The organism is Bartonella sp. CM31XJBT (assembly GCF_028618555.1).
Classification (GTDB): Bacteria; Pseudomonadota; Alphaproteobacteria; order Rhizobiales; family Rhizobiaceae; genus Bartonella.
The window spans coordinates 172,561-186,359 of sequence record NZ_JAQITD010000001.1; the positions used below are offsets into that span (position 1 = coordinate 172,561).

8 protein-coding genes are annotated in these 13,799 nt (G+C 37.0%); 6 read left to right on the forward strand and 2 right to left on the reverse strand.

Annotated elements, in window-relative coordinates:
- Positions 1 to 1,494: 1,494 nt before the first annotated feature.
- Both PVV63_RS00800 and rlmN read left to right on the forward strand, forming a co-directional pair.
- The gene (locus PVV63_RS00800) at positions 1,495 to 1,998 is read left to right on the forward strand and encodes an invasion associated locus B family protein (protein ID WP_273790192.1); all 504 of its coding nucleotides are present in this window, start codon (positions 1,495 to 1,497) and stop codon (positions 1,996 to 1,998) included.
- 42 nt (positions 1,999 to 2,040) lie between these two features.
- Positions 2,041 to 3,267 carry a 23S rRNA (adenine(2503)-C(2))-methyltransferase RlmN gene (gene rlmN, locus PVV63_RS00805; protein ID WP_273790193.1) on the forward strand — a complete coding sequence of 409 codons (1,227 nt, stop codon included), beginning with the start codon at positions 2,041 to 2,043 and terminating at the stop codon, positions 3,265 to 3,267.
- Between the two features lie 779 nt (positions 3,268 to 4,046).
- On the opposite strand, the gene PVV63_RS00810 is transcribed toward rlmN, so the two are convergent.
- Positions 4,047 to 4,688: a LysE family translocator gene (locus tag PVV63_RS00810; protein WP_273790194.1), complete on the reverse strand. Its 642-nt coding sequence runs from the start codon at positions 4,686 to 4,688 to the stop codon at positions 4,047 to 4,049.
- 171 nt (positions 4,689 to 4,859) lie between these two features.
- Between PVV63_RS00810 and PVV63_RS00815 the strand changes: the two genes are divergently transcribed.
- The 3 genes from PVV63_RS00815 to PVV63_RS00825 all read left to right on the forward strand — a co-directional run bounded on the left by PVV63_RS00815 (position 4,860) and on the right by PVV63_RS00825 (position 9,695).
- Entirely contained in the window at positions 4,860 to 6,095 is a 1,236-nt protein-coding gene (locus PVV63_RS00815; protein ID WP_273790195.1) for an argininosuccinate synthase, read from the forward strand.
- 364 nt (positions 6,096 to 6,459) lie between these two features.
- A complete protein-coding gene (locus PVV63_RS00820) occupies positions 6,460 to 8,121 on the forward strand; it encodes a lysine--tRNA ligase (RefSeq protein ID WP_273790196.1) in 1,662 nt (553 codons plus the stop codon).
- Positions 8,121 to 9,695, forward strand: coding sequence for a peptide chain release factor 3 (locus tag PVV63_RS00825; RefSeq protein WP_273790197.1), 1,575 nt, complete (start codon positions 8,121 to 8,123; stop codon positions 9,693 to 9,695). Before PVV63_RS00820 ends, PVV63_RS00825 begins: the two co-directional genes overlap by 1 nt.
- Before the next feature lie 547 nt (positions 9,696 to 10,242).
- Here PVV63_RS00825 and PVV63_RS10420 read toward each other — a convergent pair.
- Positions 10,243 to 10,359, reverse strand: a complete 117-nt coding sequence (locus PVV63_RS10420; RefSeq protein ID WP_375645451.1) for a type II toxin-antitoxin system RelE/ParE family toxin — start codon at positions 10,357 to 10,359, stop codon at positions 10,243 to 10,245.
- A gap of 318 nt (positions 10,360 to 10,677) precedes the next feature.
- On the opposite strand from PVV63_RS10420, the gene addB reads away from it, so the two are divergent.
- A complete protein-coding gene (gene addB, locus PVV63_RS00830) occupies positions 10,678 to 13,797 on the forward strand; it encodes a double-strand break repair protein AddB (protein WP_273790198.1) in 3,120 nt (1,039 codons plus the stop codon).
- Positions 13,798 to 13,799 lie beyond the last annotated feature (2 nt).

The window sequence follows — 13,799 nt, forward strand, 5'->3', positions numbered from 1 at the left end:
GAATCACATGAGTGGAAAGGCAAGGGGAACTCGACTCAACAAGAATCCAAACTTCTTATACACCAAATTGGGTTAAAAATCTTCACCCTCTGAGGGTGGGGCAGTAATCAATAGAAAAGTTTATTCGTGCATTGAATTTTTTTGTAAATTAAATTTTGGTACTTAGGGATAATATTATTAAGATTCAAGTAGAAAATAGGGGATATTGTATCCCGTGTGTGTCAATATATTGATTTATAAAGATAATTTACTGTTTTACATGTTGAATGAGAGATCCGAATATCATAAGATTCCCTCATGCCGAACCTATTTATGTTAAATCAATCAAAACCATTCACTTACACGATTACAATCAAGGAAAGCCGTGTGGATAAGACTGTATAAGACAAACTGTATGAGACAAGGAGTAAAAATGCTTCTTATGAACCATCTCAAGTGCCAAGGGCTGTAGCAATATTGGAAGCTGGCAAAGTGTGATTAAGTATGATTTAGATGTCAGCTGTTGTATAGAGCTCATACTAAAAAATAATTTTGTACGGTAAGAATGAAAACTATACCTTTAGGTTGGGTGAAAGAGTTTTTGTGCATAAGAAGATTTATTCAAGTGTCTTTAATTGATTAAAATGTTGTTTAAAAAACGGTAATGTTAGAACTTCTATAGAAAAAAGTTTTATATTTCTTGTTATAAATTACTTAGAAATAAGATAAGAGAACTTGTCAAAAAATTCTTAAAACGTTTTTGGTAACAGGAAGAAAGGAATTGTCTAATACATTTAAAATAATATGTTTAAGCTATTATAAGCTACTAGAATCACTTTAGAACTTAAAAATTGGAGATGAAATATATAGGAAGAGTTAATAGGAGCAAAAGAAACAAAGTTACATGTAGTTGTTGAGACAAAATCTAAGTACTTTATGTTTCATGACCAATGTAGTGATAATAGTCTATTATTTTTTTAAGATATTTTGAAGATTATGAAAAGGCGATATGGGAACGATGTTGAATACGAAGTATGAATGCACTATAATGGATAAAAGGTGAGGTATTTACGAACATAAATGTATTGAATGTGTGAAGTCGAGAAGTGATATTCGCAAGGCTGTGAAATTTTTGGGGAGGTCAGGGTGTGTTTGCAAAATTTTGCAGCAGATTTCTTGTGATATTAAAGAGTATAGTTTATTTCTTAACAGAGTGGTAGTGTATTTTCATCTCGTTTTGAAGTTCTATTGCTTAAAGAAATCGTTTTTTATACAAAAACGAAATGAGTAGCATAAAATGAAAATGTTATTTTTTAATGTGGTTATTGAATAAGAAGTTTATATTTTGGTAACACCTAAAAGGTCACAATGAAACGTAGAGATCTATTTTAATTGGTGTGAAAATATTTTGCTTATTGGAAGAATTAGGACAGTGATACATGAGTATCGAGGTTTTTTTGAATTTTTCCAATGAAGAGAATCTTGTTAGAGACTAAAGAAGTGAGCTAAATAAAGATGTTTGAAAAGACTGTTATTGCTGCATCTGTAATGGTTCTGGTTACAGCTGGGGCAGCATGTGCACAAACGCCAAATCGTTTAAATCAATTTGAAGCATGGGGGGTCTATTCTTATAAATCGCCCCAAAATACGATTTGCTATGTGTTATCGGTACCTTTGAAGGCTCTTCCAACGACGGTTAATCATGGTGATAACTTTTTCTTAATTACCAAGCGTTCTCATTCACCTGTTTCGTTCGAACCGCAGTTTATGGCTGGTTATACGCTTCAAGAAGGATCGAGAGTGACAGTGACCATTGGAAATAAGGACTTTAATTTTTTCACGAAGGATTCCTCAGCTTGGTTGGCGTCATCAGAGCTAGAAAAGCAGCTTGTTTCTGCTATACGTGCTGGAAACAATATGACAGTGCAAGCTATATCAAAAAGAGGAACGCATACCACCTATACTTATTCCTTAAAAGGGGTCACTGCTGCATTAAACGCAGCTCAAAAGTGCCATTAAGGTTTCGATAACTTCTAAAATAGTGATGTGAATTGGAAAGCAATGGCCATTTCCTATGACCTTAGACCAGTTGGTTCATGTTTTGCACGAAAAACAGATAATGTGGTCGTGAAGGAGAGTTCTAAGCTCTCTTTAATTGGTTTGTCGCAAGATGAAATGATACAAGCTTTAAAGACAGTTGGTGTACCAGAGCATCAAACGCGTATGCGTATGCGTCAGCTTTGGCATTGGCTTTATGTGCGTGGTGTTTCAAATTTTGATGAGATGCTGAATATTTCTAAAGCAATGCAAGAAACACTTAAGTGTCATTTTTCCATTATGCGTCCAGAAATTGTTGGAGAACAAATATCAAAAGACGGTACACGTAAATGGCTTTTACGTTTTCCTGCACGTGGAGCTGGAAGACCTGTTGAAATTGAAACGGTTTATATCCCTGAAGAAGGACGTGGTACTTTATGTCTTTCATCGCAAGTAGGGTGTACGTTAACCTGCTCTTTTTGCCATACGGGAACGCAGATGCTTGTTCGTAATCTGACCGCAGAAGAGATTTTAGCACAACTATTAGTTGCACGTGATTGTTTGGGTGATTTTCCTGATAAGAATACCCCTGATGGAGCAATTGTTCCCATTGAAGGACGAAAAATTACCAATATTGTTATGATGGGAATGGGAGAACCTCTTTATAATTTTGAAGCTGTTAAAAAAGCTTTATTGATTGCCTCTGATGGCGATGGCCTTTCTTTATCAAAACGTCGAATTACGCTTTCAACTAGTGGGGTTGTTCCTGGAATTATCCGAACCGGAGAAGAAATTGGTGTTATGTTAGCAATTTCACTCCACGCAGTACACGATACACTAAGGGATATGCTTGTTCCCATTAATAAAAAATATCCGCTTGCTTTACTAATGGAGGCTTGCCGTAATTATCCTGGTCTTTCCAATGCAAAACGAATCACATTTGAATATGTTATGCTGAAAGATATCAATGACACTTTAGATGATGCTAAGCGATTGATTCAGTTATTGAAAGGGATTCCTGCTAAGATTAATTTAATCCCTTTTAATCCGTGGCCAGGGAGTAATTATCAGTGTTCTGATTGGGAGCAAATCGAGCGTTTTGCTGATGTCGTTAATCAAGCGGGCTATGCTTCTCCTATTCGGATACCGCGTGGACGCGATATTTTAGCTGCATGTGGACAGCTTAAATCAGCTTCAGAGCGCTTACGTAAATCTGAACGGTTACGACTTGAAAATGCCATTGGTCATTAGTTAACGCAATTTTCAGCGATATCGAGGCCTATGCTTTTTTTCAGTAAATCATCATATAATAGCATGTGTGAGACAGAGATTAAGATAGATAAGTGCTAGACGAACAGTCTCAGCTTTTATATGCTAAAAGGGGTAAGATATTGTCTATAGTCTATTTGCATAATCTCTGAAATAAGAAGGAAGCCTAATTTAGAGGGAATATGAGGTCTTAAGGATTGTAACTAATTTCTACCTTATTATCATACTCTTTAATTCGGTTTTATGTCTTTTAAAAGCATCTACGGTAATATCTTTTAAAAAGTGGAGATGGTGCACTGCCTCATGCTTTTGTTTATTACGTTCTTTAATAAGATCACGCTTCACAAGCACAACAGAGGATCTAAAATATAAATACCATTGTGTTGTCCATTGATATGTTTTTTAGGTATCTCTGAGTGCACTCTTCATATCACGACAATGCCTGTGAAGAGTATAACAAAAAGGCTCTGTGAAATGTACTATACTCCTACACCTTTATGTTTAATAAAGGTGTAAGTTGATACCACCATTCTATTTTTTAGCTCCCAATGTTGTAAACAGCTTTTGGCACTTAAGATGGTTCATAAGAGGTATTTTTATTCTTTTCTTAGACAGTTTTTATCCATACGAAAACTCCAGCTTCGCTTGTGATGTGCAAAGGAAAGGTATTGTTTTATTCAACATAAACGGGTTTGAAATGAAAAAATCTTATAATATTTGTTTTTTTATTTAAATTAAAAGCGATACATTACACATATAAATCAATGTTTTGTAACGATAAGGAGATGGAGGGCAAAGCTGGTAAAAGTACCAGCAATAAGCCAGTCGAGAAAGCGAATATAAAGAGGGTTCTTTTTGAGAGTTTTGGTAAGTTTATGCGCTGTAAAAACGATTGCAATTGTAATGGGGAAAGAAATAGGAATATAAGAGAGTCCTAAAAAGAGCAATTTTTGTGTTGCCATAGGATCATTCGCATTGATAAATTGTGGTAAGAATGTCGCGTTAAAGAGTATAACTTTAGGATTGAGAAGATTAATTCCAATACCAGCAAGATAGTTACGTTTAGCGCTTTGAGATTTAGAAGATGTCTGTTCAAAGGAAAAAGTGGGGTTTTTCCGTAACGCTTGAAAGGAAAACCATAAAAGATAAAAGGCGCCAACAATTTTCAGAAGAACAAAAGTATGTGGTGCAGCAAAAATAAGCGCTGATAAGCCAAGTGCTACAGCGGTAACCTGAATGGCAAACCCTGTTGCACTACCCAAGGCGCACATAATTCCAGCTTTTTTGCTTTGTGTAATGGTTCGTCCTACAGAAAGCATCATATCTGGTCCTGGAATAAGTGCTAAAATCAACGATGCTAAAGCAAATTGTACAACAATAGACCACTCCGGTAGAAATGACACGTAAATCTCCTTTTATTTTTAAGCAGTGTTCACTATTTATACTTTGAGGCACCTTTATTTACGCTTTTTACGTCTTTTTAATGTTGCTTAAAAAGAATTTATTTTTATATTTCTTGTATCGTTTTGATTTTTGGGTAGAAATAAAAAAAGTAGCTCATATAGAACGTTAAAATGAAAAAGTGGCAAAATATTAGAAAAGTTGTTTTGGCTTATTCAGGTGGATTGGATACGTCAATTATTCTTAAATGGTTGCAAAGTACGCTAGGCGTTGAAGTTGTAACTTTTACAGCAGATTTGGGGCAGGGGGAAGAGCTGGAACTTGCTCGTCGTAAAGCTGAAATGCTAGGTGTTAAAGAAATTTATATTGAAGATTTGCGTGAAGAGTTTGTGCGTGATTTTGTTTTTCCGATGTTTCGAGCCAATACCATTTATGAGGGGACTTATCTTTTAGGAACATCAATTGCACGTCCACTTATTTCAAAACGCCTTATTGAAATTGCTAAGGAAACAGGGGCTGATGCCATTGCTCATGGGGCAACAGGAAAAGGCAATGATCAGGTACGCTTTGAGCTTTCCGCTTATGCGCTTAATCCTGATATAAAGATTATTGCTCCATGGCGTGATTGGGATTTTAAGAGTCGGACAGATCTGTTTGAATTTGCTCGTATTCATCAAATTCCTGTAGAAAAGGATAAGCAAGGTGAAGCGCCTTTTTCAGTGGATGCAAATTTATTGCATTCTTCATCAGAAGGAAAGATTTTAGAAGATCCAGCACTTCCTGCTCCTGAATATGTATATATGCGTACTCTTTCGCCGGAAGATGCTCCAGATCAAGCAACCAGAATTACTCTTGGCTTTAAAAAAGGCGATGCTGTTTCAATCAATGGAAAAAATTTATCTCCTGCAACTTTACTTGCAGAATTAAATCATTATGGGCGCGATAATGGTATCGGTCGGTTAGATTTGGTAGAAAATCGCTTTGTGGGTATGAAATCGCGGGGTATTTATGAAACACCAGGTGGAACCATTCTTTTGACGGCTCACAGAGCGATAGAATCTTTAACGTTAGATCGTGGCGCAGCTCATTTGAAAGATGAATTGATGCCACGTTATGCAGAACTCATTTATTATGGATTTTGGTTTTCGCCGGAACGTAAGATGTTGCAGGCAGCTATTGATTTATCTCAAGAACATGTTGAAGGTGAAGTCACGTTAAAGCTTTATAAGGGGAATGTAATTATTGAAGGGCGCCAAAGTAAAAAATCACTTTATTCTAGTGAGTTGGTAACTTTCGAGGATGATCAAGGTGTTTATGATCAAAGAGATGCAACTGGTTTTATTAAATTAAATGCTCTACGTTTGCGTACATTAGCAATGCGTCATCAAGGTGATAAAGAAAAGAAATAGAAAATTACGGTGACAAGTGTAATATGGATTAGTGCTTTTGTATGAAATGCCTAATTTAAGCATTTTTTCTGTTGGTTTTTACCGTTCTTTCATTCAATGTTAGAGGCTTATCTTTTGCGCTAATAAATATAATAAGCATAATAATAGCAATGAAGGCTTCGATAATCAAAACAAGTCAATTTTGCTTTATAATATTGAATGTTTTTGATTTTTATCAGAACAAAATATGTTTATAACGAGGGCGGTTTTTGTATTGTGACTTAAGAGTATAAAGAAATTTTCATCTTTTTGCTTGCTATTATTGACGAATAAATTCAAGAACCATACACCCTATTTTAAAAGAGTGTAATTTTTAGGATAAATAATGATGCGTGATCAGTGTGATACCCTCAACCTTACGCCTGAATTAAAAGATGCAGCTTCTCAATCGAGAACTTGGCCATTTGAAGAAGCACGTAAGATTATCAAACGGTATGAAAAAACGGGTTATCCAGACAATGTGATATTTGAAACAGGTTATGGCCCTTCTGGTTTACCGCATATTGGAACTTTTGGGGAAGTTGCACGTACAACCATGGTGCGTCATGCATTTCATATTCTCACGGAGAATAAAGTAAAAACAAAATTACTTTGTTTTTCTGATGATATGGATGGTTTGCGCAAGGTTCCTGAGAATGTGCCTGATCGCGAAAGGATGGAACATTATCTTGGTCAACCGTTGAGTCGTGTACCCGACCCTTTTGGAGATGATTATCCTTCTTTTGGGGCAGCGAATAATGCGCGGTTACGGGCTTTCCTTGATCGTTTTGGTTTTGATTATGAATTTGCAAGTGCTACGGATTATTACAATTCTGGTCGTTTTGATGAAACACTTTTGAAAATCCTTGCCTGTTATGACAAGGTTATGGCAATTATTTTACCAACATTAGGTGAAGAACGGCAAGCGACCTATTCACTCTTTCTACCGATTTCTCCCTTTTCTGGAAAAGTATTACAGGTACCGATGATTGCGCGTAATGTTGAAAAAGGTACAGTCACTTATATTGAGCCAGAAACAGGAGAAACTATAGAAACAGAGGTTACGGGGGGCAAAGTTAAGTGTCAGTGGAAGGTAGATTGGGCAATGCGTTGGACAGCACTTAGCATTGATTATGAAATGGCCGGAAAAGACCTTATCGATTCCACAAATCTTTCTTCTAAAATTTGTAAAGTATTAGGTGGAAAGCCCCCAGAAGGATTCAACTATGAGCTCTTTTTAGATGAGAAAGGGCAGAAAATTTCCAAATCCAAGGGAAATGGCTTAACCATTGATGAATGGCTTACTTATGCCCCAACAGAGAGTTTAGGGCTTTATATGTTTTCAAAACCTAAAACAGCAAAAAGGCTTTATTTTGATGTTATTCCTAAAGCTGTAGATGAATACTATGCGCATCTTTCAGCCTATGGTCGTCAAAAATGGCAAGAACGGCTTAGTAATCCTGTATGGCATATTCATAATGGTTGTCCACCGCAGGTTGATTTGCCTGTATCCTTTGCGATGCTTTTAAATTTGGTAAGTGCTTCAAATGCGGAGAATGCAGAAGTTCTTTGGGGTTTTATTTCTCGTTACGCTAAAGGAGCGAATGCACAAACTTATCCAGAACTTGATCAATTGGTGAAGTTTGCTATTAAATATTTTGATGTTTTTGTTAAACCAAACAAGAAATTTCGTATACCAGATGATAGCGAACGAGAAACATTAGCACAAATTGATGAAAAATTAGCTCATTTACCTGAAACTGTTGATGGCAACATATTACAAAATATGCTTCTTGATGTTGCACGATTAACGGAACGCTATCAAGATCATAGCAAAAAAAGCCCTGAAGGTGGGCCTGGTGTTTCTAATGTTTTTTTTCAAATGTTGTATGAAGTCCTTCTTGGACAAGAGCGAGGTCCACGATGGGGATCATTTATAGCGCTTTATGGGATTAATGAAATGCGTGCACTGATTGCTGAAACACTTGCACGGCCGACGGAGGAATAATGGAACGAAGAGTGCAGGAAGTAAAGCGACGCCGTACATTTGCAATTATTGCTCACCCAGATGCGGGGAAAACAACATTAACAGAAAAGCTTTTATTGTTTGGTGGTGCTATTCAACTTGCAGGAGAAGTAAAAGCCAAAAAAGATCGTATTCAAACCCGTTCTGATTGGATGAATATTGAGCGTGATCGTGGTATTTCCGTTGTGACTTCGGTGATGACGTTTGAATATGAAAATCATATTTTTAATCTCCTAGATACTCCAGGACATGAAGATTTTTCAGACGATACCTATCGCACACTCACAGCTGTTGATAGTGCTGTCATGGTGTTGGATGGGGCCCGCGGGATTGAGCCTAGAACATTAAAATTGTTTGAAGTGTGTCGGATGCGGGATATTCCTATTGTTACGTTTATCAATAAAATGGATCGTGAGGCACGTGATCCTATAGAGCTTTTAGATGAAATTGAAGAAAAGCTTGCTCTTGATACTGCGCCTATAACATGGCCAATTGGGTCGGGTAAAGATTTTGTTGGTACCTATGACCTTCATCATAATCGTTTTCGTCAAAAAGATGATGAGATAATACAGCAGATAGTTTCAAATCCCAGAGAGGTTGTCCATTTACTCCCTGAATATCAACGTTCAACTTTTATTGAAGGGGTAGAACTTGCTCAAAGTGTTTGCAAGAATTTTGATCTGCAAGCTTTCCGTGAAGGTCATATGACACCGGTTTATTTTGGTTCAGCTTTGCGAAATTTTGGTGTTCGTGATTTGATCAATGCGCTTATAGATTTTGGTCAAAGTCCTCGTGATCAAAGTGCAGATCAGCGCAATGTCATAGCAACTGAACCTAAAATGACGGGATTTGTTTTTAAAATTCAAGCGAATATGGACCCTAATCATCGTGATCGTATTGCATTTTTTCGGGTATGTTCGGGAACGCTTGAACGTGGTATGAAAACAAAGTTGGTTCGAACAGGAAAACCGATGACACTTTCGGCTCCACAATTTTTCTTTGCGCGTTCGCGCCAAATTGCTGATCAAGCCTATGCTGGTGATATCGTAGGGATCCCTAATCATGGAACATTGCGTATCGGCGATACTTTGACTGAAGGAGAAGATATCCTCTTTAAGGGAGTACCGAATTTTGCACCAGAGATTTTGCGTCGTGTTTGTTTAGGCGATCCAATGAAAGCAAAAAAGCTCAAAGAAGCTTTGCAACAAATGGCTGAAGAAGGGGTTGTACAATTGTTTATTCCTGATGATGGGTCGCCTTCTCTCATTGGTGTTATTGGTGCTTTGCAAATTGATGTCTTAAAAGAACGATTAAAAATAGAATATTCTTTGCCAGTGAATTTTGAGTCTGCGCGCTTTAATTTATGCCGTTGGATTTCAGCGCAGAGCAAAGATGAGTTGCAAAAGTTTCTCAGCAATCACCGCTCTGCTATTGCGTATGATTTAGAAGGTGATCCAGTTTTTTTAGCGGAGAACCATTTTTCATTGAATTATGAGGCAGAAAGAGCTCCTAAAATAAAATTTTCTGCTTTTAAAGATTATCAAGTACGCTCTTAAAATAAAGAAAAATCTTTTCTACAATAATTTGATTTATAATGATAATTTATCGTTTTTTATATGGGAACAATCAAAATCATTTGTTTAAAAATCATAAGTATGATTGGTGTGTGCGTAAAACACTTGAAGCAAGAAATACAATACCTCTTATAGATCTTCTCTATAGCCAAGAGCTTTCAAAATATTGGGTGAGGGTAAAAATGATGATGGTGGTTATAGCGTTATGATGTAACGATGGTGGTGTGTGATGTATCTCATCCCATTCACGGAAGTTTACGTTATACTATTCATTTATATTATTTACGGGATGACATGACGAGGTAAGATCAAGTACAATAAAAAATGTCCCTTTAAAAACAAACATATAAAATTGCAACATAATGATATTTTTGGGCATTCTATTTTGCATAAGGGATGTAATTCTAGCAAGATAGAGGCTTGCACGATAAAATTTCGCAAAACTCTCTCTCTCAAAGTAATCTGTTTTCGCTGTGAAATGTGGAAATATTATTATTTTTTTCCAAGCTTTTTATGGGATTCTAAAATATTATTTATGAAACTGATTTTTTAAGTTTTGCAATATCATGATATCTATTTTTTTCTGAAAGTGATGGAGTATGTAAAGGATATTTTTAGATTGAACTGTATAAAAAATACGGTAAATTTATTTATTATTAAAAGAGTTACAGCGCACTGGTACCTCTAGAACCTTTTAAAACTTTAATATTTATTTTTATATTACCTATTTGAGTTAGAGAATAAACTGTAGCCAATTCTACGTTGAAAAATATCAGAAAAATTTTATATATTTTTTCGCGATGACTTAAGACATATAATTTATTTCGATATTTTTTAAATCTAAACTAAAAAATCTGCTTTATAAACATAGCTTTTCAGTTTTTCCTTGTATAAATATTGTATACAGTCAAAATAATACAAATAATCAATAAGCTGAAATTTGTTATCCCAAATATGAGATCATATGACCTATAAACCGCATGTCTTTTCTATTTCTCCGGGAACTGCTTTTTTGCCTCACTTTGTTGATGCACTACTTTCTGGTAGCCTTATTGATAATTTCGCTTCAAGTGGAGACATTCAAACTGCCCTTGCCGATAGCCTTATTTATGTTCCGACACGTCGTGCTGCTCGCGCTTTGCGTTTAGCCTTTGTTGAAAGAAGTGATACACAATCAACATTTTTGCCAACCATTCGTGCTCTAGGAGATGTCGATGAAGACAGTTTTCTTTTTGTTGAAAATCATACCAGCGCTCTCGATCCACCTATTGGAGAAAGCGAACGTCTTTTACTTTTAGCGCGTCTTATCCGTCCATGGCGTGAAAATTTGCCTGCGCATCTGCGTGCCATGTTTGGTACAGAAGATGTACTTATTCCGGCTCATAGTGCTGATGCGATTTGGCTTGCGCAAGATTTAGCACATTTGATGGACGAAATTGAAGCAGAAGGAGCAGATTGGTCAGAACTTAAAAATATTGCACCTGATATGGTCGCTGAATGGTGGCAAATAACGCTCGATTTCTTGACTATTGTTACGCAAAATTGGCCAAAAATCTTGAAAGAAAAACAACGAAGTAATCCCGCTGAATGGCGTAATCAAGTACTCACAATGCATGCAGAGACTTTACGATGCATGCAGCCTGATAAACCGATCATTGCAGCTGGTGTGTCAGGTTCTATGCCCGCAGTTTCTCATCTTTTAAAGGTTATATCTTCTCTGCCCAAAGGGGCTGTTGTTCTTCCTGGTCTTGATCTTCATATGGATGAAGAACAATGGAATGCACTAAGCACAAGCAATAAAGAAAAAACAGCTTGTGATTTTTTTGATCCTGCAGAAAATGTTTTTAGCCATCCTCAATATCATTTAAAAAAACTTCTAACTCTCATGGAGTGTCAACGTCATCATGTTTGCGAAATTGGCCAACAGAGTAGCATAAAGAAAAAACGAATGGCTCTTTTATCAGAAGCACTCCGACCAGCTTCTACAACAGATAAATGGGTACAAATTGTCCGTAACGATTATGAAAATCTTTGTGCAGATTGGTCATTTATTGAAGCTATAAATGAACGTGAAGAAGCTCTTGCGATAGCTGTTACCTTACGCAAAGCTATTGAAGAACCCAAAAAAACTGCAGCCCTTATTACAAATGACCGTAATTTAGCACGCCGTGTTGCTGTGGAATTACAGCGATTTGGAATTGAAGCAAATGATTCAGGCGGAATACCACTTGCACAAACATTGCCTGTAACTCTCTTACGACTTATTTTAGAAAATGTATTGCAAGCTGATGATCCCATTGCTTTTCTTTCTCTTCTTAAACATCCCCTTACAACACTCCAACAAAACCGTCATTGTTTACGGGAAATGGCAGAAAATTTTGAACTTTTTGTTCTTCGAGGGAATACAGGGCGCATCAATCTTTGCGAGTGTGATCAATTTCTCGAAAAATGGATTGATACATCCTTTCATAATAGTTCTGAAGTCAACACCCTTGATCAGCAGAAATGTGAAGAAGCACGTCTCCTTTGTCATCTTTTGAAAAAAGCTGTTGAACCTTTAACATCTCTTATGAAACAAGAGAAAGAATGCACCATCAATGAGGCTGCAATAGCAACTGTTGAGGTTTTTGAAAATTTTGGTCGCAATGAGGATAATTCTCTTGCACATCTTTATCAACACGAAGCAGGACAAGCCCTATCAAATTTTTTGCGTGAATTGGTCAGTGATCAATCGGGATTAACATTTCATCTTTGTGAATGGCCCGCTATGTTTTCTGCCATAATAGCAACTCGTTCCGTCGCACCTTCGCCTGGAGGACATCCACGTTTATTCATCTGGGGTACTTTGGAATCGCGTTTGCAAACGGTTGATACAGTGGTCATCGGCGGTCTTAATGAAGGGTCATGGCCGATATCAACCCGAAATGATGCTTTTTTATCGCGACCGATGAAAATGATGTTAACTCTGGAACCACCAGAGCAGCGTATTGGTATTTCTGCGCATGATTTTCAATGGGCGATGGGAATGGAAAAAGTGGTGATGAGTCGCGCATTGCGCGTTAATCATACGCCTTCCATTCCTTCACGCTGGCTACAACGCATGGAAACAGTTGTAGGAAAACAGGTTTGGGAACAAATCCGTGAACGAGGTGAAATACTACGCCATTGGGCAAAGATGCTTGATCATACAAGCATAACTTCTGAGGTGGAACGTCCTTGCCCTGCTCCGCCTCTTGATATACGCCCGCGTCATTTTTCAGTTACTGAAATAGAAACATTGCGATATGATCCCTATGCTATTTATGCTAAAAAAATCTTAAGGCTCAAACCACTTAAAGAACTTATTCATGATCCTAGCGCTTCAGAACGAGGAACACTTTATCACGCTATTCTTGCAGCTTTTTGCACACAAATGAAAAATCCAAATGCTGCAAATGCACTCAATGTACTGCTTGCTATTGGGCGTAAAGAGTTTGATAAATTCAATTTTCCACCCGATATTGAAGTAATTTGGTGGAATAGTTTTGAAAACCTTGCTCCACGCTTTATTCAATGGGAACAAAGTTTAGGACTGCGAGAGCGATATTCGGAAGTGGTATCACAAAAAATTCCTATAGGAACAACAGGAGTAACCCTTTCAGGACGTGCTGATCGTCTTGATGTTTTGCCAGATAAAACGGTTGAAATTCTAGATTTCAAAACCGGAACCCCTCCTTCATCAAAACAAGTTCGTGAATTATTATTTCCGCAATTGGCTTTAGAAACAGCTTTACTCATACAAGGGGGCTTCCCAGATTTTCAAGATTTTACCCCCTCAAATTTATTTTACATTCCTCTTAACAAAAAAGGTGAAATTAAATCCCAATCAATTCTTTTAAAGAAAAAAGACGGAAAAACTCATCTAAGTGCTGTTGATCTTGCTGACAATGCATGGGAAAATCTTATCGCACTCATAACTTATTATCAAAATCCACAACAAGGTTATCTCTCACATGCTGTCCCCATGTCAAAACGATATGAAGGTGACTACGACCATTTGGCTCGGTTGTGGGAATGGTCAAGTGGTTTTCATAAAGAAGAGTAATC